Annotated in this window: 18 protein-coding genes and 1 tRNA gene; 8 read left to right on the top strand and 11 right to left on the bottom strand. The window is 44.9% G+C overall.

Features of this window, described 5'->3' with window-relative positions; all coding sequences use genetic code 11:
• Nucleotides 1-30 precede the first annotated feature (30 nt).
• Nucleotides 31-312, top strand: a complete 282-nt coding sequence (locus H3S82_RS04935; protein WP_225867992.1) for a hypothetical protein — start codon at nucleotides 31-33, stop codon at nucleotides 310-312.
• Between the two features lie 33 nt (nucleotides 313-345).
• On the top strand, nucleotides 346-684 hold the full coding sequence (locus H3S82_RS04930) for a hypothetical protein (protein ID WP_077973481.1): 339 nt from the start codon (nucleotides 346-348) through the stop codon (nucleotides 682-684).
• A gap of 82 nt (nucleotides 685-766) precedes the next feature.
• On the opposite strand, the gene H3S82_RS04925 is transcribed toward H3S82_RS04930, so the two are convergent.
• Nucleotides 767-1363: a superoxide dismutase gene (locus H3S82_RS04925; protein WP_078039260.1), complete on the bottom strand. Its 597-nt coding sequence runs from the start codon at nucleotides 1361-1363 to the stop codon at nucleotides 767-769.
• A 361-nt stretch (nucleotides 1364-1724) separates the two neighbouring features.
• On the opposite strand from H3S82_RS04925, the gene H3S82_RS04920 reads away from it, so the two are divergent.
• The gene (locus tag H3S82_RS04920; protein ID WP_198232236.1) at nucleotides 1725-2423 is read left to right on the top strand and encodes a L,D-transpeptidase; all 699 of its coding nucleotides are present in this window, start codon (nucleotides 1725-1727) and stop codon (nucleotides 2421-2423) included.
• A gap of 407 nt (nucleotides 2424-2830) precedes the next feature.
• Here the strand turns inward: H3S82_RS04920 and H3S82_RS04915 are convergent, their stop codons facing one another.
• Nucleotides 2831-4351 carry a helicase HerA-like domain-containing protein gene (locus H3S82_RS04915; RefSeq protein WP_198232235.1) on the bottom strand — a complete coding sequence of 507 codons (1521 nt, stop codon included), beginning with the start codon at nucleotides 4349-4351 and terminating at the stop codon, nucleotides 2831-2833.
• A 522-nt stretch (nucleotides 4352-4873) separates the two neighbouring features.
• Here H3S82_RS04915 and H3S82_RS04910 point away from each other — a divergent pair.
• The 3 genes from H3S82_RS04910 (at nucleotide 4874) to H3S82_RS04900 (ending at nucleotide 7549) form a co-directional block, all read left to right on the top strand.
• On the top strand, nucleotides 4874-6187 hold the full coding sequence (locus H3S82_RS04910) for a methylmalonyl-CoA mutase family protein (RefSeq protein WP_198232234.1): 1314 nt from the start codon (nucleotides 4874-4876) through the stop codon (nucleotides 6185-6187).
• A gap of 3 nt (nucleotides 6188-6190) precedes the next feature.
• Entirely contained in the window at nucleotides 6191-7219 is a 1029-nt protein-coding gene (locus tag H3S82_RS04905; protein ID WP_078039256.1) for a magnesium transporter CorA family protein, read from the top strand.
• Between the two features lie 96 nt (nucleotides 7220-7315).
• Nucleotides 7316-7549 carry a hypothetical protein gene (locus tag H3S82_RS04900; RefSeq protein ID WP_077970824.1) on the top strand — a complete coding sequence of 78 codons (234 nt, stop codon included), beginning with the start codon at nucleotides 7316-7318 and terminating at the stop codon, nucleotides 7547-7549.
• 190 nt (nucleotides 7550-7739) lie between these two features.
• Here H3S82_RS04900 and H3S82_RS04895 read toward each other — a convergent pair.
• Nucleotides 7740-7814, bottom strand: a tRNA-Gln gene (locus tag H3S82_RS04895).
• Between the two features lie 641 nt (nucleotides 7815-8455).
• On the opposite strand from H3S82_RS04895, the gene H3S82_RS04890 reads away from it, so the two are divergent.
• Nucleotides 8456-9361: an MBL fold metallo-hydrolase gene (locus tag H3S82_RS04890; RefSeq protein WP_198232233.1), complete on the top strand. Its 906-nt coding sequence runs from the start codon at nucleotides 8456-8458 to the stop codon at nucleotides 9359-9361.
• Here H3S82_RS04890 and H3S82_RS04885 read toward each other — a convergent pair.
• From H3S82_RS04885 to H3S82_RS04850, 8 genes are all read right to left on the bottom strand, one after another.
• A complete protein-coding gene (locus H3S82_RS04885) occupies nucleotides 9346-10131 on the bottom strand; it encodes a DUF1499 domain-containing protein (protein ID WP_198232232.1) in 786 nt (261 codons plus the stop codon). The genes H3S82_RS04890 and H3S82_RS04885 overlap by 16 nt on opposite strands.
• Entirely contained in the window at nucleotides 10128-10925 is a 798-nt protein-coding gene (locus H3S82_RS04880) for a polysaccharide deacetylase family protein (protein ID WP_078039253.1), read from the bottom strand. Before H3S82_RS04880 ends, H3S82_RS04885 begins: the two co-directional genes overlap by 4 nt.
• Nucleotides 10926-10932: 7 nt before the next feature.
• The gene (gene ppdK, locus H3S82_RS04875; RefSeq protein ID WP_078039252.1) at nucleotides 10933-13599 is read right to left on the bottom strand and encodes a pyruvate, phosphate dikinase; all 2667 of its coding nucleotides are present in this window, start codon (nucleotides 13597-13599) and stop codon (nucleotides 10933-10935) included.
• A 190-nt stretch (nucleotides 13600-13789) separates the two neighbouring features.
• Complete coding sequence (gene smc, locus H3S82_RS04870) at nucleotides 13790-17248, bottom strand: chromosome segregation protein SMC (RefSeq protein ID WP_198232231.1); 3459 nt, start codon at nucleotides 17246-17248, stop codon at nucleotides 13790-13792.
• A 66-nt stretch (nucleotides 17249-17314) separates the two neighbouring features.
• Entirely contained in the window at nucleotides 17315-18007 is a 693-nt protein-coding gene (locus H3S82_RS04865) for a DsbA family protein (RefSeq protein WP_198232230.1), read from the bottom strand.
• A gap of 100 nt (nucleotides 18008-18107) precedes the next feature.
• Complete coding sequence (locus H3S82_RS04860; RefSeq protein ID WP_198232229.1) at nucleotides 18108-18629, bottom strand: DUF721 domain-containing protein; 522 nt, start codon at nucleotides 18627-18629, stop codon at nucleotides 18108-18110.
• Complete coding sequence (locus H3S82_RS04855; RefSeq protein ID WP_198232228.1) at nucleotides 18629-19603, bottom strand: SDR family NAD(P)-dependent oxidoreductase; 975 nt, start codon at nucleotides 19601-19603, stop codon at nucleotides 18629-18631. The genes H3S82_RS04860 and H3S82_RS04855 overlap by 1 nt, the downstream gene beginning before the upstream one ends.
• Complete coding sequence (locus H3S82_RS04850; protein ID WP_198232227.1) at nucleotides 19600-20367, bottom strand: glycosyltransferase family 25 protein; 768 nt, start codon at nucleotides 20365-20367, stop codon at nucleotides 19600-19602. The genes H3S82_RS04855 and H3S82_RS04850 overlap by 4 nt, the downstream gene beginning before the upstream one ends.
• 638 nt (nucleotides 20368-21005) lie before the next feature.
• Between H3S82_RS04850 and mutY the strand changes: the two genes are divergently transcribed.
• Nucleotides 21006-22112: an A/G-specific adenine glycosylase gene (gene mutY, locus H3S82_RS04845; protein WP_198232226.1), complete on the top strand. Its 1107-nt coding sequence runs from the start codon at nucleotides 21006-21008 to the stop codon at nucleotides 22110-22112.
• The last annotated feature ends 52 nt before the right edge of the window (nucleotides 22113-22164 follow it).

Genomic DNA, 22164 nt, shown 5'->3' with positions numbered 1-22164 from the left:
ATGAAAACTTCATGCCTATTGCTGTTGCTCATGATCGGCTTTTCCTTGTCACCGGCATATGCTGCCGGTATCAGGAAAGATGTTGATGAATATGCCGGCAGCCGTTGCAATACACCGGCCAAAGGAAGTGGCATTGTGGCGGGGTATTTTAGCGGCGTTACGGATAACCCGATTGTAAGCTCTGACGGTTTCGTTCCTGTCGACCGGTTCAGATGTTTCAAATCAATGGATGAATGCCGTGGCTGGCTTTATACTATGGAGTCACTCTACGGCTCACCACCGCCAAGGGCTACAAAATGTACAAGATTCTGATAAATTGAAATGGCACAAGGAGGCCTTTTCTTCATGAAAAACGGATTGATTGTTTTTGCCGCAATTGGCCTCGGGCTTTTCACAATGTCCCAAAGCGTCTATGCAAGTGGTCGAGACCCTGCAAAAGTTGCAAATATGACCAGTGAATATGCCGGGAAACGTTGTTCAACACCGCCCAAGGGAAGTGGCATTGTTGCCGGTTTTTTCCGTGGATGGGAACAAACTCCATTTCAAAACCGTGGTTCCGGCCTTATGCCGGTCGAGCGCTATCATTGTTTTAAAACGATGAACGAATGCAAATCCTGGCTAAAAACAATGAATTATCTTTATAATGATAAATCCATTGATGCGAGCATGTGCACCAAGTTCTAACAATCGAAGTGAATTTTCTCATGCAATAAAGAAGCCACCATTGCGAAAATGGTGGCTCTTTGAATTGTTTATGAAAAATCGATCAGGCTTTTTCAAAAAGCTCCAACACATAATCCCAATTAATCAGATGATCGACAAATGCCTCGAGATATTTCGGACGGGCATTACGATAATCAATGTAATAAGAGTGTTCCCAAACGTCGACGCCGAGAATAGGCGTTGCTCCATGAACCAGCGGGTTTTCTCCATTTGGTGTTTTCGAGATTTCCAACTTCCCGTTTTTTACAGCAAGCCAAGCCCATCCCGAACCGAATTGGGCAGCACCGGCAGCAAGAAAGTCTGAACGGAATTTGTCATAACCACCCAAATCGCTATCAATCGCTTTTTGCAGTTTTGCCGGTAGTTTCTTGCCACCACCATCTTTCTTCATCCATTTCCAGAAATGGGTATGGTTGTAGTGTTGTGCTGCATTGTTGAAGAGCCCCTGATTTTTGCCAAAGCTTGCTTTGACAATTTCTTCAAGGCTTTTACCTTCAAGGCCTGAATCCTTCAGCAATTTATTGCCATTGGTAACATAGGCCTGATGGTGCTTGTCATGGTGATATTCAAGTGTCTCGCGTGACATATAAGGCTGAAGTGCTTCATAAGCATAGGGTAGTTCAGGCAATTCGAAAGCCATTTTCAATACTCCTTAAAATATATTCTCTCCCGGAGAAGGTGCGGTTATTTATTTGGTGCGCTCATGCACCAAAAGCAAGAGAAATTGCCGCTTTCACAAGAGTTTGACCGGATAAATCCGATTTCCGTCTCCTTAACCTTCCGAATAAGGAACCAGACAATCAACATACTCCTTTACGACTTCGAGCGGCAGCCTATAAATTGAATAATGGCATTTTTCCTATATATTCGGCGAGCAACGGTCAACCGTGAAAACCGCCTGACATCCTATGTCAATTGTTTGATAATAAAACATAATTGTTTGTCTGTTCTTAACTTTTATGCGGCAAACATAAACAATCGCAAACAAACTGGATTGATTAATGTCCTCTCCCCTTTCGCGCCGCTTTTTTTTAAAATCAATATCGATCGGTGCAACAATGGCCGGTCTTTCCGCCTGTATGCCATCAGGCTTCAAGCAGATTGAACTCGCACCCGTAAAACCACAACCAACTGTTGATAACAATGCGCTCGTCCCTTTTGCATCAATGTATGCCGAAAGTCGTGATGGTGATTTTGTGCTCCCCTCCATTCCTTACCAGCAAATTGACCCACAATTTTTGCGGCAGATTGTTGATGATCCGACTGGCGAACAACCCGGAACTATTGTTGTAGATACCAAACGCCGTTATCTTTATCTGGTTCGTCTTAACGGCAAAGCTATCCGTTACGGTGTCAGCGTCGGAAAGGAAGGTTTTGCGTGGTCCGGTCGTGGTATTATTGAATATAAACGCAAATGGCCGACATGGACACCTCCCGCCGATATGATTGCGCGACAACCGCAGTTGAAAAAATATAGCGCTGAAAATGGCGGAATGAAACCGGGACTGAAAAATCCGCTTGGTGCGCGCGCCCTTTATATTTACCAGAATGGAAAAGACACGCTCTACCGGCTCCATGGTTCACCCGACTGGTCATCTATAGGCAAGCGTGCTTCTTCGGGATGTGTCCGGTTAATTAATCAGGATATTGTGGACCTTTATGAAAGGGTACCGGAAAAAGCACCTGTGCTTGTTGTATAGGCTTGAGAAGATACACGCAAATTGCCAACAGATTGATTTGCAAGCTTTGCGTTCTGTTTTCTACTTCGACAATTCCATTCCGTCTGGTCTTATTTCGAAATTTTGTGCGCATTATAATTTTGCACATTACGAAAAAATGTCACAAACGAGATCAGGCATTTTTAGGCCTCTATCATATTTTTTGATAAATTCGCGACATCGTTCATGGATAACATGCCACCCCGATTTAACGCGCTTTGCTGAATATGCGGAAATGCGGTCTGAAAGAACTGCGTATGCTTTTGAATGGCAAATCACACGCACAATACGCGTTTTTGAAATGAAAATATCATTTCCAAACGCGTACAAGTACCGTTTCTAAACGAATATAACGCGTGCAATTATTTTGCCGCGCGGATTATTCCGGTTTATTTCCGTTTGCCACCAAGGAGATTGCCTAATAGGCCGCGCACATATTGTTCACCAGCCTTTGCAAGTGACCGGCCAATCGAATTTGCGGCTGTGCGTGTAATCGACTTGACTGCGGTCTCAGCAACCGATTGACCGCGACTATTCTTTTTATCCTCTCCGAAAATTGTATCCCAGAAACTTCCCCCTTCCTGCTGATTATTATTCGATTGCTTTTCTTCTGTGTTTTTCTGCAACATTTCGTAAGCTGACTGACGATCAACGGTCTCGTCATATCTTCCGCTAACAGGACTTGTTTTTATCAAATTTTGCCGCTCTTCAGGGGTAATCGGGCCAATTTGGGATGAAGGTGGGCGAATGGTTGTTCTTTCGACAATGGATGGAACGCCTTTGTCTTCCAAAGTAGACACCAGCGCTTCACCCGTACCGAGATCAGAGATCGCTTTCATCGTATCAAAATCGGGATTGGCACGAAAAGTAGATGCTGCGGCTTTGACCGCCGCAATCTCGCGCGGCGTATAGACACGCAAGGCATGCTGAATACGGTTTCCAAGTTGCGACAGAATCGATTCCGGCACGTCCAGTGGATTTTGCGAAATAAAATAGATGCCGACACCCTTTGACCGGATCAAGCGGACAACCTGTTCAATACGTTCGATCAGAGCTTTTGGCGCATTATCGAACAGAAGATGAGCTTCATCAAAAAAGAAAACAAGGCGCGGTTTTTCAGGATCGCCAACTTCAGGCAATTGTTCGAATAATTCCGACATCAACCACAAAAGAAAGGTCGAATAAAGTCGTGGATTGGTCATAAGTTTATCGGCAGCAAGCACGCTGACAAAACCCCGTCCATCACTCGTTGTACGCATGATATCTTCAAGCTTCAGGGATGGTTCACCGAAGAAATGTTCGCCGCCTTGCTCCTCGAACACCAACAATTGGCGTTGAATGGAACCAACAGACGATTTCGAAATATTGCCATAGCGCGTGGAAAGCTCGGCCGCTTTTTCTCCAACGTGGTTGAGCATTGCCTGCAAATCTTTCAGATCAAGCAACAACAGTCCTTCGTCATCGGCGACACGGAATGCAATATTCAACACGCCTTCTTGTGCTTGCGTCAAATCCATGAGCCGCGATAGCAGCAATGGTCCCATTTCAGACACAGTCGCTCTGATCGGGTGCCCGTCAACGCCGAAAAGGTCCCAAAAAATGACCGGCGGGGCTTTCATGTCGATTGACGAGAGCCCGACACTTTGAGCGCGCGAACGAACCTTGTCGTTCAGAATACCGGGTTTTGCTATACCTGAGAGATCGCCTTTCACGTCTGCGCAAAAGGCCGGGACACCGGCGGCTGCAAAAGATTCGGCAATAACTTGTAGCGTTACAGTTTTTCCTGTTCCCGTGGCACCTGTTATCAAGCCATGACGGTTTGCATATTTGAGCCATATATATTCGGGTTTTAACGCATTATTCTGCTTCTGGTGACTGGCGCCCAAAAAAATTCCGCTCTTGTCGATCATACCCGATTAATCCCTCGGCATGTTTCTCTATTTTTTAAATGTACCAGCATTAGACAAATTCAATAAGTCTTTTATGTGAGGCAACACACATTAAAAAAATTTCTATCCCATAAAAAGTATTCCTATTTTATATATAATCTATTTCATATTATTAAATTATATTACATTGATTTTAAAAAATAATTTATCATAAACATAATAATATATTTTTAAATAAATATAATATAGTAATTTTTAAAAATTAAATAAAATAAGTATTAAATAAAATAGTATTTATATACAACTATTTTTTATTAATTTTTGAATTTATTTTTCTGATTTTGAGACGTCTATAAAAATCAATATTCATTTTTTGTCTTTTTTGTGGAAAGCATTTTTTTGCATGGCGATTATTTTTTGTTAAATGAATTCTCAATGAAATTGCAATAGGTTTGTCTTGCACCATTTAGGGCTTTGTGATTGTGTTATATTAACCTCTTAACAGATGGTGTGAAATTGATTTATTAGGATTTTGATTTGCTTATGAGCTCGAAACAGTCCCATCCATCCGACAATGTAACATCCCGTCAGGCAGGCTGGTCTGTCATGCAACGTGCCGACGATCCGGATATCGAACGCGCCCGCTTCCAACTTAAAGAAGATATAGCCAATGGTGCAACCGGCATCTCGCTCGTTTTCGAGGGCGCTAATAGTGCCTACGGATTCGGTTTGCCAGCCAAAGCTGAAACAATACCGACCCTTTTTGATGGTGTAAGTCTTGATGGCTTGCATATCCGTTTGGATAATCACCCACATGGGCGCGTTATTGCGGACAGCTTTATCGATTATCTCCAGCATCGGCGCATAAATCCGACACGAACGAAACTTACTTTCAGTACCGATCCGACCGCTGTTTTAGCGACAACAGGCAAACTCAAAATGTCTATTGAAGCTTTGAAAGCGTCTCTGCCGCAATCCATGTCGGTGTTCTTTTCTTCAGGCATTCCGGGTGTTGTACTTGAGGCAGACGGGCGCCCCTATCATAATGCGGGCGCTACTCCGGCACAGGAAATCGGCGCTATGTTGTCGGTTGCTCTCGCCCATTTGAAAATGGTTGAAGAAGCACGTCACCATATCATCTATGCTTTGCCGCATATCGGTTTTGCTACAGCGCTTGATGAAGATCCCGTTATGGGGCTGGCAAAAATGCGGGCCATAAGGTTGCTTTGGCGGCGCCTTCAGGGCGAACGTGGTGTTTCGTCTCCATTTCCTGCGATCATTCATGTGGAGACCTCCATGCGGATGATGACAAGACAGGATGCTTTGAATAATATTTCCCGTTCTTCCATTGCGGCTTATGCTGCAATTTTAGGGGGTGCTTCTTCATTATCCGTATTGCCATATAGTTTTGTTTTCGGCCTACCTGATCAAACGGCACGACGCATTGCTCGCAATAGCCAGCTCATCTTTATCAAGGAGCTTGCTAATCCGCTTGCGAAAAGCACGAGTCGCCGCGATAGTGATGCGGATGCTCTCGCCGAAGCTGCGTGGGTTGAATTTACCCGTCTTGAAGATGAAGGCGGCGTCATGCAAAGCCTGATCGACGGCAATTTGGCCAAGCGTATTGAAGAGGCGCGCGATCTCAGACTGGCGAGTTATCACAAAAATGAACGCGCCATTATCGGCACATCCGAATATCGGCAAGCCGATGATGGAGTGACTGGCATTGTTGATACTAAACCTGTGCATTTTGAGGTAGAAGGCATCTCCCACTGTCACCCGTTGGTATCAGGACGTTGGGATCAGGACTTTCTGGAAGTACAAAAAATCGCTCCGGTCGAAATCACAAAGGATTAATATATGATCCGCAGTTTCCGTTCCGCAACTGACCGTCTTGTTGAAGTCCCCTTGAAAGAAGACGGAACGCCTGAAAATGACGTGCTGTGGATTGATCTTTCCGATCCGACTGCGGGAGAAGAAAAAGAGCTCGAAAAGTGGCTCGGTATTCCTATACCGACTCATGATGATATGACGGAGATTGAAGAATCGAGCCGCTTTTATATGGAAAATGGAGCGCAATATATGACCGCTCCATTGATTTATACCGTTGATGGAGACAAGCGCGATATTGCACCGGTCACCTTCATTCTGACGGGTTCTCGGCTCGTTACAGTGCGTTATAGTCACCCGCAAGCTGTCGAACTTTTCATTTTACGCGTTACCAAAGCAGGTAATGGCGTTATCACCCAGCAATGTACAGGCTTGACCATTTTGACAGCCGTTATGGAAGCGGCAACAGACCGGCTTGCCGATCTTCTTGAAGCGGTCTCGGGGCGCATCGAGAAGGCCTCGCGCAATATCTTTCATCGGGATGAAGGTGCCATGCCGATGTCGACAGTGGATTTTCGTAAAATTCTCAACCAAATCGGCAATCAGGGGACGTTGCTTTCAATGGTGAGAGAAAGCATTGCCGGTGTTAGCCGCCTTCTTGTTTATGTCGAAGCATATGGAAAAACCGTTACACCGAAATATATTGAAGCCGATGGCAAAACGGTAACGCCGAAAAAAGATATGAAGACCACTGTCAAGTCGCTTGAACAGGATACCCAGTCACTCGAACATTATGCCGATTTTCTTTCGGCAAAAATGACATTCCTTCTTGATACTGTCGTCGGAATGATTTCGACAGAACAAAATGCCATTATCAAATTTTTCTCGGTCGCTGCTGTCGGTTTCATGCCGCCGACGCTGGTTGCCTCCATCTATGGTATGAATTTCCAATTTATGCCGGAACTCAATGAAAAATGGGGCTATCCTTTTGCCCTTTTTCTCATGATTATTTCTGCCGTTATACCGATTTTATATTTCAGAAAAAAAGGCTGGCTTTAATTTTTAGTTGTTTCCGCGCTCTGGAAATCAACCGACGGATGTATTATATTTAATTTGTTGAAGTATTTCTTATCCTCAACAGAAGGAGTGGATTCAATGTCTATTGATTCAGCAATGCGCATTTCGGTCGGTGGTATGAACAGGCAAGTGGATACACTCAATCAAGTTGCCCAAAATGTCGCCGTTGGAACGACTGTTGGTCGTGAGACATATGATGCAGGCGACGATATGGTCAATATGGACTTCGCTGAACATAATTTCAAAGCCAATTTTAGGGTTTTCCAGATTGCCGATGAAACCATGGCACAAATCATTAATATGAAACGGTGATTTGATTGGCCTTTGGCCAATCATCGAAGTTTTCTATTTCAGAATAGATTATAAACCTTTTTTGAAATCGGGAAAATACTCCGAGCGTCGCTTGGAAGATGAGTAAATTTCGGGCGAAGGGTTGCTTTTCAAACCTATTTTACGGTTTAAAGCTTCAATTTTTCAAAGATAAGCGACTTTTGGAGATAAATGGCTGGGGTACCTGGATTCGAACCAGGGAATGCCGGTACCAAAAACCGGTGCCTTACCGCTTGGCTATACCCCAAAAAGTATGCACAGCATACTTCCTGCGCGCCTTATAACGAGTTCGAAAAGAATGTGCAATATGTCTGAGAGCACGTGCAACCTTTTTTTTGCTAAAAAACTTGCAAACATTGTTTCAAAACATTGATTGCAATGCACTATCAAGGAGCCTTTGTTAATGAGGTTATTTTTACGAAACCGAATTTTTCAGGAAATGAAAATTCTAGCTTATTAAACCCGTTCACTATCGATCTTTCCAGTCGGGTTATTGACAGCAATTCAAAAAAACAACGAAGCAGAAAACCGCCCCGGCTCCCGCTTTTTACTTTGGCCCTTTCCATTCTATTCCGGATGTTCTGGCAATAAATTCAAGACTATATTGCTATTTTCGGGTTTAAAAAATTTTCTGATAAAATAAATTTCTATTCCAATTTTTTTGATTGGCATATTTTCAAATTTACTAGACAAATTATTCTATTCCGTTTTCCATAAAGATTTAGTGCCATAAAGATTTAATGATTGAATTTTTTCGAATTTGTGAACTTGATTGCAACTGCGCTAATGATTTGACGAGAGAATGTTCACACTGAAGTTTGCTGTCAAGTTTGACCGGATGTTCATAAGCCGGATATTTATAAGGCCATATGTTCATAAAGGAAGCCGATGTCGATAAGTTTTAACGAAGAGTTCTCTCCGAATTACGGACACGCGGTGTTGCTTCAAAATAATGTCAGGCGATTGACAGCCCATAATCCGTCTCCGTTTACCTTTACCGGTACGAATAGTTATATCCTTGGAAATGAAGAACTGGCGATTATTGACCCCGGTCCTAACGATGAAGAACAATTGGCAACGTTGCTTCGGGTCATTGATGGTCGGCCTCTCAATTACATTTTTATTACCCATAGCCATAGTGATCATAGCGGGATAGCAAAACGATTGAGCGAGCTGACAGGCGGCCTGATTGTTGCAGAAGGTGGTTATCGTCCGGCATCCACTCAAGTTTCAGACCCCGCAATGACTGTTGATGCGAGTTGCGACAAAAACTTCACTCCCGATATCTTTCTTGGAGATGGTGAATCAATCAAGGGAGATGGGTGGGAACTCACGTCTATTACAACACCTGGCCACATGGCCAATCATACAGCCTATGCACTGGGTGAAACCGGTATAGTTTTTACCGGCGATCACGTTATGGCGTGGTCGACGACACTCGTTGCACCGCCTGATGGTTCAATGAGAGATTATATGGAATCACTTGATAAGCTTGCCCGACGTGAAGACAAAATTTACTTGCCCGGTCATGGAGGAGCCGTTACCAACCCGAAGACTTATGTTCGTGCCATTATTGCGCACAGGAAAATGCGTGAACGGGCAATTATAGAACGACTGTCCATTGGTGACCGCACGATCGAGCAGATTGTCAGCGCGATTTACCGCAAGCTCGACCAGCGTCTTCTCAAAGCAGCAACGCTTTCGGTACTTGCCCATTTGGAGTTTTTAGTCACGAGAGGGATTGTCAAAGTTGAAGGGAGAATAGCGCTTCAAAGCTGTTATTCCTTGTCCTGATCAACGGGTGTCGAGAGCATTTCTGTGTCCAGTGCATCCATAAATGTAAGAATGAAAGCAGCATTTACCCCGAGATCACGCGATAAATATCGGGAGGCAGAACGCATATCCACGAAAGTTGTATCTCCTTCATCGGTCAATCTGATAACGATGTCCGATGCAAACCCCAGATAAAAAGTTTTTGCTTCCGTTTCTATAAAAAGTTGTTCATCTTCGCCATCGACACCCCGTTGAGCCTTGATCGGCCACCCCTCAGTATCAAGAACATTGCGTACAGATTTCAAAATACGATCGGGAGAGCCGTCATAACGACGGCCGGAAAGTTCAGGCCATTCTTTCAATTGCAAAACGGCCTGACCAGACAAGTCGACAGAAACAGGTAAAGCATCAACCGGTCTTGTCCCTGTAATGAAACGTGGTGGTGTATCGGTATCAGTCGAAATATCGGCAAGCGGCGGCATGACAGACCACATTAACAGAAAAGCCGCAATTGGTGTCAGCGTTATGAACGAATAGACAATTCCTTTTAAGGATTTTAGCCCGCCACGATCACCGTTTTTCCAGAGGTCAAAAAGACCTTTTAACGCCAAAGCCAATGCTGTCAGGGCAAACACTCCGGCCAGTGCTGAAAGAATAAGGAATACATTCGTCCGAATAAATGAAAACCGGTGCAGAAGACTCGAAATGACAAGCAGCAAAAGACTTAAGCCACCAAAACGAGGCGACCATGAAGCAGCATATGATGTCAAGCGAACGTATTTTTTTCTCATTGTCCAACAACTGTTTTCTGCAATGCGTCGGTTTGTTTCAACACATTGCAATCCTCAAGGCTCGCCTGTCTATTCACCGGTTTTATTGCATCTGACAATCTTACAAATTTGAAGCCCCTTTTCTGAAGCTCCAGAATACCAGTTGCAACACCCTGCCCCGATGCGCGTTTGGGTTGGTTCATATGGGCGATAATGACATCCCCATTCTTAGCAGATGAAATACGTGCGGCAACAGTTTTTGCCGGTAGTGATGCGCCCATATCGGCATTCAAAGAAAAACCGCCTATCTCATAGCCCATGTCATGAACAAGTTTGATTGCATCTTTTGAATAACGTGCAGATGCATCACGATACCAGTTAGGCTTCGGAAAACCGGCCGCCATCAGGCTTTCTTCGCCGCCTTTGACCTCTTCACACACCGCCTTGAGATTGCCAGCCGTCTTCAAGCCGTAAATATCGGGCTGGTTATCAATAGCGGGAATATGATTTTTGCCATGATTTTCCAGTTCGAACAGTTCAGGATGCGCCTTGATGACTTCGACCGTTTGCTTGTTGCGTTGCAGCCAGCGGGCCGTAACAAATAAAGTGGCTTTAATCTGATGGGAAACAAGAGTGTCAAAAATGCGATGATCAATATCACCCATACATAAATCAAGTGTCAAAGCAACTTGTGGACTCGATGCTTCACCTTTTTCTATATGCAGTGACGGTTCGCTCGTACCGGCCAGACTTATAGCCGGTACGCACAGACTTATGATACCGGCAAAAATGCACCGGTGAATATATTGCAACATCCAATACCTACTTCTGGTGTCTGATTGCCGCTTGTGCTGCGGCAAGCCTTGCTATTGGCACACGGAATGGCGAGCAGGAAACGTAGTTCAATCCGTTTTCTTCACACAAGTCGATTGACGCAGGATCTCCGCCATGTTCACCACAAATGCCAAGTTTGATATCATGCCGTTGGCTTCTTCCCCGCGTTGCGCCTATCTTGACAAGTTCGCCGACGCCATCACGATCGATCGAAACAAACGGATCCTGTTCCAACAAGCCTTTTTTGATATAGGTTGAAAGGAATGGACCAGCGTCATCACGTGAAATGCCGAACGTCGTCTGTGTCAGATCATTGGTACCGAAAGAGAAAAACTCGGCCGATTTGGCAATCTCGGCAGCACAGATTGCAGCTCTCGGCAATTCTATCATGGTTCCAACCAGATATTTTATGGTTACGCCATGTTCTTTCATGACTGCTTTGGCTGTTTCATCAATGCGTTCCTTGACGTAATCGAGTTCCGCTTTGAGTGCTACCAATGGCACCATGATTTCGGGTATAACAGTTTCTTTTGTAGCTTTTGCTGCTTCTATCGCAGCTTCAAAAATCGCCCGCGCCTGCATTTCGGCAATTTCAGGATAAGTAATTGCCAGACGGCAACCGCGTAGCCCAAGCATCGGATTAAATTCGTGAAGCTCGGCGGCTCTCTCTTTGATTACCCCGGCCGGAATTGACATTGCTTTGGCAACTTCGGCAACCTCGACATCCGTTTTTGGCAAGAATTCATGAAGCGGGGGATCCAACAGCCTTATTGTCACAGGAAGACCATGCATGATTTCGAACAATTCGACAAAGTCGGAACGCTGCATAGGCAAAAGTTTTGCCAATGCTTTACGACGCCCTTCTTCGTCATTGGCCAAAATCATTTCACGCATTGAAATGATACGGTCTCCGGCAAAAAACATGTGCTCGGTACGGCAAAGCCCGATACCTTCTGCCCCGAATGAACGGGCCATTCGCGCGTCTTGCGGTGTTTCGGCATTTGCGCAAACATGCATACGCCGTTTTTCATCGGCCCAAGACATGAGTTTGGCAAAATCACCTGACATTTTCGGTTGCAACATAGCAACTTTGCCTTTGTAAATTTCGCCATTACCACCGTCAATTGTTATAATATCTCCTCTATGGAAGGTTTCACCACCCGCTTTCAGTGTGCCGGCGCGGTAATCGATATGGATAGTTCCTGCACCCGAAACACAAGGTTTTCCCATTCCACGAGCAACAACAGCAGCATGGCTCGTCATACCGCCACGTGTCGTCAAAACACCTTCTGCCACATGCATACCGTTAATGTCTTCCGGGCTTGTTTCCACCCTGACCAAAACGACCTTATGTCCTTCTTTGGTCGCATTTTCTGCTTCCTCGGATGAAAAAACAATTTCACCGGTAGCCGCCCCCGGAGAAGCCGGAAGACCTGTTCCCAAGACTATTTTTTTAGCTTTGGGGTCAAGTGTCGGATGGAGAAGCTGGTCAAGTGACTTCGGATCAATACGCGCGATCGCTTCGGTGCGGTCAATCAACCCTTCCTCGACCATATCGACAGCCATTTTGAGTGCGGCGCGCGCTGTACGTTTACCAATACGGGTTTGCAACATCCACAATTTACCTTTTTCAATGGTAAATTCCATGTCTTGCATGTCGCGATAATGTTTTTCGAGTTTATGGGCAATATCGTTGAAAGCAGCAAAGGCTTGCGGCAAAGTCTTTTCAAGCGACGGTTTATCGGAACCGGCAGCAATACGTGCAGCTTCGGTTATATTCTGTGGTGTTCTGATACCGGCGACAACATCTTCCCCTTGTGCATTGACAAGAAATTCTCCGAAAAGTGCATTTTCACCTGTTGACGGGTTGCGGGTAAAAGCAACACCTGTCGCCGAGTCGTCCCCCATATTGCCGAATACCATTGCCTGAACATTAACGGCCGTGCCCCAACTTTCAGGAATATCATGAAGTTCACGATAGGTAACAGCTCGTGGTGTCATCCAGCTCAGGAAAACGGCGCTAATTGCTCCCCAGAGCTGTTTTTCAGGGTCTTGGGGAAATGGCTCTCCCATTTCTTTTTCGACGCATTCCTTATAGGAAACGATGACATCCTGCCAATCTTTGGCTGTCATCTCTGTGTCGACCTCATAACCGTGACGCGCTTTGGCATCATCAATAATTTCTTCAAATAATGCGCCATCAAGCCCTAGCACAACATTTGAATACATCTGGATAAAACGGCGATAGCTATCATAAGCAAAACGTTCATCTCCCGTTTCTCTGGCGATTGCTTTGACCGTTTCATCATTGAGCCCGAGGTTTAACACGGTATCCATCATACCGGGCATGGAAGCACGAGCACCAGAACGCACCGAAACCAGTAAAGGCTTGTCTTTGTCGCCGAAGCGGCGCCCTGTCAGTTTACCAACCTCTGCAAGGCACTTTTGAACAGTTTCATCAAGTTTGTCCGGATAGGTTTTATTGTTATTATAAAAATAGGTGCAGACTTCTGTGGTAATTGTAAAACCGGGAGGAACGGGCAATCCCAAATTGCTCATCTCTGCCAAATTTGCTCCTTTACCGCCCAAAAGATTACGTTCCGATGCCGCCCCGTCAGCCTTTCCATTACCAAAGCTGTAAACCCATTTTGTCATTTTAAACAAATATCCTCCGATTGATTTGAATGTCTAATATTCAAATATGAAATTCGTGCTTCCCCACAAAGAAGAAATACAGTTTTCAACTTTCCTCCCTAGCTTAAATGACATTTAGTCTAATACCAACATCAATTTTTTTTACAATTCAACCAAATCGATTGAATAACAAAAGCTTGACTGTAGAATATTAACTGACATCACGCATTTTTTCTGCAGTTTGCAAATCAACCGATACGAGCTGCGAAACCCCCTGCTCGCCCATTGTCACGCCGAACAGACGATTCATCCGCGCCATAGTAATCGGGTTATGGGTGATAACGACAAAACGCGTTTCAGTCGATTTCGCCATTTCCTCCATCAAATTGCAATAACGTTCGACATTGTGATCGTCGAGCGGTGCGTCAACCTCGTCAAGGACACAGATCGGTGCAGGACTGGTCAAAAATACTGCAAATATCAGAGCCATAGCCGTCAAGGCTTGCTCACCGCCGGACAATAATGTCATGGTTTGCGGTTTTTTCCCCGGAGGGCGTGCCAAAATCTCCACACCGGCATCCAGCGGGTCATCCGACTCGATCAGTTGCAGCTCGGCCGTACCACCACCAAAAAGATGGTGATAGAGACGCTGGAACTCTTCATTCACTCTGGTAAAGGCCGAAAGCAGGCGTTCCCGTCCTTCGCGATTGAGATTGACAATCGCAAGCCGTAACTTTTTGATTGCTTCAACCACATCGTCGCGTTCATCGGTAATTGAATCGAATCGCGAACGCAGCTCTTTTTCTTCCTCGTCGGCACGCAGATTGACTGCTCCCAACCGTTCGCGTTCGATACGCAATCGCTCGAGTTTATGGTCAAGCGTTTCAATGTCGGGCATTTCTCCTTCCAGAGAAAACCCAGCGAGACGCAGCGTTTCATGTGGTGGGCAGTTCAAAGCTTCGCTAATTCTTGCTTCAATATCTTTGCGGCGATCGACCGCCGCATTTAGCCGCTCTTCGGCGCGTGCACGTTCCTCGCGGCTTGTAGACAATTTGGCAAAGGCTTCCGAAGTCTGTTTATCAAGCGTTGTCTGGATCGCCTCCGCCTCCGCCAAGCGATCCATGATCTCATGTCCGTCCTGTTCTGTTTTAGCAATCACATCAAGCAGTTTTCGGCGCTTTTCCTCGATTCCTTCCGGCGTCTCGGCCAATTGTTCAACTTCAACCATTGCTTCTTCGCGACGGGCTTTTAGAGACTTTATCTGATTTTTTGCGTTTTCGATGCGGTTCTGCCAATTTTTCCGTTCAGAACCGATAACTTCAAGCCTGCGTATACGAGCACTAGCGTTCTGCTTCCAATTTTGAAGTTTAGCCAATGCTTCCGAAACCATTTTCCGCTCGGAAGAAATTTTTTCTGAAAAAATTTTCAGTTTTTCTTCAATAGAGGAGATATCGGGCAATTTCTCTTGTTCGCTCGAAACAGCTTCAAGTTTTCTGGCGTTCTCGGCTTTCTCCTGTCCAAGATTTAAAGCATTCTCTTCCAGCGCAGAAAGACGCAAACGATGTTCGGAATGTTCGCGTTCAATTCTCGTATAGAGCTGTCGGGCTTCCTCACATTTGTCACGGGACGAGCGTAATTTTGCCCGTATTTCACGTTCGTAAAGCTGTGCATCTCCTGCTTTCTTTGACAATTCAGCGAGTTTTTCTTCCGCTTTACCCAACGCAGTTTTTGCCCCCTCGACGAGATGAGACAAAACTTGAAGCCGATTTTTTTGAGCCAAACGTTGTGCACTTGCTGTCGGCGCATCGGCTCGTGCTCTTAAGCCGTCCCAACGCCAGACGGCTCCATGGCGGCTTACCAGTTTTTGTCCGACTTTTAATTCCGGCTGTAGCCGTTCGCCTTCTTCCTCGTCTACAACACCGATCTGGGCAAGTGCTTCAGTCAGTTCCTCCGGAGCTTTTACAAAATCGGCCAATGGCTTGACACCATTTGGAAGAGCGGGACGATCATATTTGCCTTTATAACCGCTCCAGAAAAGCGGGGCGCCCTCGTCGAGTGATCCTTCAAGGTCATCGCCCAAAGCTGCCCCCAGTGCAACTTCCAAACCGTCGTCTACAGTAATTTCATCAACCACTGGCGGAAATTCTCCGCTGATCGAGCTATTCAGGAGCTGTTCGAGAGTACGTGCTTCTGTGGTGAGGGCATTTAATTGATCGCGACAATCCGAAACCGCAGGACGGGCAGCATTTTCTTCTTCCCGCGCTTTTTCAGTATCAAGTTCGCATGTCTGTAGCAGTTCTTCATTTTCTGCAAGTTGCGCTTCTGCTTCAGTCAATGCAGCTTGAGCCGCACCGATCTTATCTGCAGAATCAAGATCTGCCTTCAAAATTTCAATCTGCTGTTTGACCTCGGCTATCGTTTCGTCAAGCCGCTCGCCGCGTTTCGTAAAGTCGGTGATCTGGTCAAGAATTCTTGCTTTTTCAGCCCTCGCCTCTGCCAGAATTTTGGTGAGTTCGCCTGCCTCGGCTTCACTATTATTCAATTGGCTCTGTTGCTCTTCATAGAAGACATTAAGCTCTATTTCGGTTTCCTGCTGGTTTTCAGCCTCGAGCTTCAACGTCTCTTCCTCGTCAACCAGCCTTTCCAGACTTTGTTCATTATCTTTTGTAAGCTGTTCTTCGCGTGCAATGTCGGAGTCAAGCTGTTCAAGCCGGCGCATCAAATCCAATTGCCGTTGACGATTACGATTTTTCTCCTCATCAAGTTGTTTCAGTTCAAGACTCAATCTTTGATGAGCAGCAGAGGCTCTGGCTGCTTCCTCTCGCAAGGGAGGAAGTTTATTTTTGCTTTCTTCCTGTGCTTTTTCGGCACGCATATGTGCCTGAGCTTTTTCTGCGACAAGCATAGTCGCACGATTGAGTATCGTTGTCGCTTCGACTTCTTGCGTTTTATTTTCAGACCAGCGCAAATAGAAAAGCCCCGCTTCGGCCTGCCTGATTTCTGCCGAAAGAGCTTTGAAGCGATTTGCCTGCCGTGACTGGCGCTTCAAACTTTCAATCCGTGACGAGAGATCTCCTACAACATCTTCAAGCCTATCAAGATTGCCTTCGGCCGCTTTCAGGCGTAATTCTGCTTCATGACGGCGCGAGTGAAGGCCTGAAATGCCTGCCGCTTCTTCCAATAAAGCACGGCGTGCCTGAGGTTTTGCCTGTATAAGCTCGCCAATACGCCCCTGACCGACCATAGAAGGAGAACGCGCTCCCGTTGACTGGTCAGCAAACAATAACTGGACATCTTTCGCCCGCACTTCTTTGCCATTGATCCGATATACCGAACCTGAATCTCTCTCGATGCGGCGAGAAACCTGTAATTCATCTGCATCATTAAAAGCCGCAGGAGCGCTGCGATCGGAGTTATCAAGAAACAGTGTGACTTCAGCAAAATTACGGGGTGGGCGTGTTGCAGAACCGGAAAAAATCACGTCATCCATGCCGGAAGCACGCATGTTTTTGTATGAATTCTCTCCCATGACCCAGCGAAGAGATTCGACGAGATTGGATTTTCCACATCCATTAGGGCCAACCACACCTGTTAGCCCACGTTCTATCACGAATTCCTGGGCTTCAACAAAGGATTTAAAACCGACCAGTCGCAGTTTCGTAAACTGCATAAACCTACCTACAAATTAGAAAAAGGGTGCAGTTCATCTTCTGCATCCTTTTTATGACATATTTTCTTATTTTAGAAAACTATCTATCACAGAAGACATCTCGTCCACAGACAATGCGCCTTCATACTTCTTGCCATTGATAAAAAATGTCGGTGTCGAAGTAACGCCGAATTCTTTTCCACGTTCGAAAGAGCTTTTCACTTCATCCAGAACCGACTGGTTTTTCAGACAGGCGTCCACGCCATTTTCGTCAAGTCCTGCCATGGCTGCAATTTTTTTCAAAGGAGGCAATGCATCATCGGCGGCAGCCCATTCCATTTGCCGTTCAAAAAGAACCTGTAACATCGGAAAATAACGGTCTTCCGGAACACAGCGCGCGAGCATATAGCCTGCTTGTGCCCTTGCATCATAAGCAAATTCCCGGAATACCAAACGTGCCTTGCCGGTTTTAATGTATTTGTCACGAATAGACGGCAATGTTTCTCTATAGAAATCTCCACAATGGGAACATGTGAGCGATGCATATTCCACAATTGTAACCGGCGCATCTGCTTTACCTTCTACCATTTCTTTGCCTTTGCCCGGTTCCAGCAGTTTTGTCATATCAACTGTACCGTTAGACTTGACCTCGACTGTTTTGGTTTCGGCAGGTTTATTATCCGCGCCAAAAGAAGGCAAAACAGCAAAACAGGTCGTTGCAGCCATTCCGAAAGCGGCGGCAAAACAACGGAGACGTCGACTGTTTTTCGTATTAAGCATAATATTACCTTTTCTTTTTATTTCGTTCAAACTTGAAACTCGCTATTCTGAAGGCAAGCTTTATTATTTTTATAAGTCATAGACCAATAATTGTCTTGAGCTAATTATTAATTTTTTTGTCACGAAGAGAATGTTTCTGTGAGAAAATAGATAGCCCCAAATCTTTCAAAGAATTCCGCAGAGCATCACTTTCTATCCGGCAGGTAAGTTCGTCAATCCGCTTGCGATCATTGTCGTCGACCGGAAGAGGCTGCGAGCGGACGACTTCCTCTTTTTCAATCATATGTTGTTCTATTTTTATACGATTGATTGCAACAAAACCAAAAAATGCATTTATCCGCTGAAGAACCTCATTTGTTTCATGGGTTAAAATCATCGCCGCGTAAGCTTCGCAACCGACAACAAGAGTTGCCGGTTTAAATGGATCGTCGATGCTGGCACGCCGTGCCCATATGATTTTCAAAGGCATTGTGCTATCAGCGATATCCTCGCCGACAAGAAGTGGCCAATTTGTCATAAGTTCAAGGCTGAGACCCGTTTTTTTACGTAAAATTGGATCAAGCAATTTTGAACTTGTTTCAGCAAGTGAAGAAAAATGTCGTTTTTTCGGTTTCCACCCCATTATTTGTCCTGATAATATTTAAACCATTGAACGAATCTTGCCATGCCTTGCCTGATCGACATTGTCGGATGAAAACCTAAATCTTTTTCAGCCCGTGAAATATCCGCATAGGTTTTTTCAACATCCGCTGGCGGCATAGGACAAAGTTCGGTAAGCGCTTTTTTTCCTGTTGCCTGTTCGATAGCTGCAACAAATTCCAGTAGTTGAACCGGTTGGTTATTGCCAAGATTGTAGATATCGGCCACTTTTTCCGGTTCATTTATAATTTTTTGTACCACAGACATAACGCCGCGCACAATATCGTCAATAAAGGTAAAATCACGTTGCATTTTACCGTAGTTAAAAAGTTTTATCGGACGGCCAGCCAGAATAGCGTCTGTAAAAAGCCAAGGGGCCATATCGGGTCTCCCCCAAGGGCCATAGACGGTAAAAAATCTTAATCCGGTTGTTTTGAGGTTGTGAACATGGGCATAGGAGCGGGCAAGCAACTCGCCAGCCCTTTTTGTTGCAGCATAAACCGAAACCGGATCATCCACTCTGTCTTCTTCGGAAAAGGGTATCTTTCTGTTAGCACCATATACAGATGACGAGCTTGCATAGACAACCGGTGGACAAGACTCAAACTTCAACGCCTGTTCGAAGATTCTGACTTCACCTTCGACATTCGCACTTACATATGCAGAAGGATTTTCTATGGAGTAACGCACCCCTGCCTGTGCCGCCAAATGAACAATAACATCTACATTTTTTTCATTGCCTATAGCCTGTTCGACTTGTTCTTTATTGGCTATGTCGGCTTTAACAAAACGAAACGACGCATTGTCACCGATATTCTTTAAACGTGCTTTTTTCAACTCCACGGAATAATAAGCATTCAGATTATCGACCCCGACAACCTCGAAACCTTGCTTCAAGAGTTCTTTTGTCGTTGCAAAACCAATAAAACCGGCTGCACCTGTGACAATTGCTTTCATTTTTTCACCCTATCTTGAAGTTTCAAACCGGAAGGCTGAAGCCCATAAATGATACGACGGATATAATCCGATATCCGGAAAAACAGGGTTCCAATCCGTTTCCATTTCGGTAACTGCATTTTATGATAGGATTTTCTTCCCTCCACGATTGTCGAATGATCGATATGAAAAAATTTTACGATATTCTTGTTCGTCGAGAAAGCTTTGTACCCGCTCCAACCGCGTTCAAGCGCTACATCGTAAGGAAGACGCATCGGCGTCAGTTTATCAAGAAGCTTCTTCGCTCCCGCGCGGGTTACCATATAGGCTGCGGAGCTCCCTAACGGACCATGCAAATATCGGCCGATAGACACATCATCGGTAATATCCATCATTTTATGAAAAATCCGGTTACGATGATTGGCAAATTTTATGACATCCCACCCGTCGACTTCAGAGAGCTTTTCGATGAGTTTGTTAAAGTCCTGATTAAATCCGACATCATCCTCTACAATGACAGCATAAGGAGACTGGCCATTTGCTATAACAGACAGTGCTTGAAGATGACTTAAATAGCATCCGGCTTCTCCGGGAAGAATATTCTTCCCGTGGCAACGCTGAAACCTTTTAACATCAATTTCCGGCATATTCTGAAAATTGATCTTGCTGCCATCAACCGCCGGTATACGATGATAATCGAGACCAGCTGCTTCGGCCGATTGTGCAACTTTATTGAAGCGTTCTTTCGAACGATCAAGATTGATAATATAAACGGGAATATTCACGGTGCCCTCGACAATGAATTTACGAAAACGGGTTCAAACGGACACAGCGCCATTCTCGACCTTGGCTTTAAAAAGCGGCTTCCAAATTAACCGTTAGCAGCTCCGATGTAAACAATTTTGATTGCCCGACATTGGTTCGGAAATATCTTATAGGCATTCATATATTAATCGTGGAACCAATATAAAAAATCTCTTTTTATCAAGAATTATCTATTTCAAACGATATCCTAGCAAAGAGAACGCATTTATCAGATAGGAGTTGCTTATCCTTTTATCGTGGTTTTAAGAAACTTTTTCGGGCGTTTTAACAGTTTATCAGTCACCGAAGGGTCCTAGCCTCATACTCCTTAACAATCTAAAAGGTTGCTTTGGAATATCCACCTAACACTCCTGCGACCACCGCTCCATTTGTCGGGTAATTATGAATTTCTAAGGATATATTTTTTAAAAGATTCCCGCTAACGTCAAAGTCGATATGTTTGATTGTTTTATTGGGCTGTTTCGTCAGACGTCTGCCACAACCTGATGTCACCAAAATGCTTTATTTTTCTCACATAGGAAGGATCAAAACGGAGATAGCGGCATTAGCCGCTACCTTTTCTTTTGATTTTTTAGATAAATTATGGTTGGAGAAATTCATGACCGATTTTTCCGACAAGCTACTTTTCTGGTATGATCACTATCATAGAACATTACCATGGCGAATTGCTCCGGCTGATCTTTTGAACGGTGAAAAACCTGATCCTTATCGGGTTTGGCTCTCGGAAGTGATGTTGCAACAAACCACCGTCGAAGCTGTAAAACCTTATTTCGAAAAGTTTGTCACCAAATGGCCTGATGTTTTTAGTCTTGCGAAAGCCGATCTCGAAGATGTGCTAAAAGCATGGGCCGGCCTTGGTTACTATTCACGCGCAAGAAACCTTAAACAATGTGCTGAACAAGTTGCAACCGACTATGATGGCATATTCCCGCGTTCGCTCGAAAAATTGAAAAAGCTTCCCGGAATTGGCGATTATACAGCAGCAGCTATTCTTTCAATTGCCTATAATCAGCCGGCTGCTGTCGTTGACGGAAATGTCGAACGGATCGTTGCCCGCCTGTTCGCCATTGAGGAGCCATTGCCGCAAGCAAAAGCAATTATAAAAAACAAGACACAAGATCTGACACCATCTACACGTTGCGGAGATTTTGCACAGAGCATGATGGATCTTGGTGCATCAATCTGTACTCCGCGAGAACCAAAATGCATGATTTGCCCTGTTGAAAGCCTTTGCAAAGCGAGAGCAACAGCAAGGCCAGAAGCATTTCCTGTCAAACCACCGAAAGTAAAGAGACCACAACGTCACGGCATTGCTTTTATAGCATTAAGCAGAAATGATGAAATCTATCTGGAGAAACGGCATATTTCGGGGCTGCTTGGTGGAATGACACAAATTCCCAATCAGTTCGGCGATCAACAAACTTATTCTGTTGCTGACGCCCCGTTTAGCGAAAAATGGTTATTCAAAGGACAGGCTCATCATATTTTTACCCATTTTTCTCTCACGCTTGATGTTTATTTGGCAGAAAATGTCGAAAAAACACGAGCCGGAAACGGTTGGTGGTGCCGGTTAGATCAGCTCGACAATGAAGCCCTGCCAACGGTCATGAAAAAAGCAATTGCCGTTGCCTTTCCGGAAATTTTTAAATCGAAAACAAGAAAAAATCGGACACCACAAAAACACGCGCTGCAATTTTCAAAATAAATAAAATTCAAAAATAAGCGCAAAAATAAAAAGGCGGCGCAATTCATGCGCA

Origin of the sequence: Bartonella sp. M0192 (assembly GCF_016102305.1) — a bacterium.
GTDB lineage: Bacteria > Pseudomonadota > Alphaproteobacteria > Rhizobiales > Rhizobiaceae > Bartonella > Bartonella apihabitans.
This window is presented reverse-complemented; position numbering and strand designations above follow the sequence as displayed.

Excerpts from the sequence above, each read along its gene's own strand:
- H3S82_RS04935 (WP_225867992.1), top strand. The coding sequence starts at position 31 with ATGATCGGCTTTTCCTTGTCACCGGCATATGCTGCCGGTATCAGGAAA.
- H3S82_RS04930 (WP_077973481.1), top strand. The coding sequence starts at position 346 with ATGAAAAACGGATTGATTGTTTTTGCCGCAATTGGCCTCGGGCTTTTC.
- H3S82_RS04925 (WP_078039260.1), bottom strand. The coding sequence starts at position 1,363 with ATGGCTTTCGAATTGCCTGAACTACCCTATGCTTATGAAGCACTTCAG.
- H3S82_RS04920 (WP_198232236.1), top strand. The coding sequence starts at position 1,725 with ATGTCCTCTCCCCTTTCGCGCCGCTTTTTTTTAAAATCAATATCGATC.
- H3S82_RS04915 (WP_198232235.1), bottom strand. The coding sequence starts at position 4,351 with ATGATCGACAAGAGCGGAATTTTTTTGGGCGCCAGTCACCAGAAGCAG.
- H3S82_RS04910 (WP_198232234.1), top strand. The coding sequence starts at position 4,874 with ATGAGCTCGAAACAGTCCCATCCATCCGACAATGTAACATCCCGTCAG.
- H3S82_RS04905 (WP_078039256.1), top strand. The coding sequence starts at position 6,191 with ATGATCCGCAGTTTCCGTTCCGCAACTGACCGTCTTGTTGAAGTCCCC.
- H3S82_RS04900 (WP_077970824.1), top strand. The coding sequence starts at position 7,316 with ATGTCTATTGATTCAGCAATGCGCATTTCGGTCGGTGGTATGAACAGG.
- H3S82_RS04890 (WP_198232233.1), top strand. The coding sequence starts at position 8,456 with ATGTCGATAAGTTTTAACGAAGAGTTCTCTCCGAATTACGGACACGCG.
- H3S82_RS04885 (WP_198232232.1), bottom strand. The coding sequence starts at position 10,131 with ATGAGAAAAAAATACGTTCGCTTGACATCATATGCTGCTTCATGGTCG.
- H3S82_RS04880 (WP_078039253.1), bottom strand. The coding sequence starts at position 10,925 with ATGTTGCAATATATTCACCGGTGCATTTTTGCCGGTATCATAAGTCTG.
- ppdK (WP_078039252.1), bottom strand. The coding sequence starts at position 13,599 with ATGACAAAATGGGTTTACAGCTTTGGTAATGGAAAGGCTGACGGGGCG.
- smc (WP_198232231.1), bottom strand. The coding sequence starts at position 17,248 with ATGCAGTTTACGAAACTGCGACTGGTCGGTTTTAAATCCTTTGTTGAA.
- H3S82_RS04865 (WP_198232230.1), bottom strand. The coding sequence starts at position 18,007 with ATGCTTAATACGAAAAACAGTCGACGTCTCCGTTGTTTTGCCGCCGCT.
- H3S82_RS04860 (WP_198232229.1), bottom strand. The coding sequence starts at position 18,629 with ATGGGGTGGAAACCGAAAAAACGACATTTTTCTTCACTTGCTGAAACA.
- H3S82_RS04855 (WP_198232228.1), bottom strand. The coding sequence starts at position 19,603 with ATGAAAGCAATTGTCACAGGTGCAGCCGGTTTTATTGGTTTTGCAACG.
- mutY (WP_198232226.1), top strand. The coding sequence starts at position 21,006 with ATGACCGATTTTTCCGACAAGCTACTTTTCTGGTATGATCACTATCAT.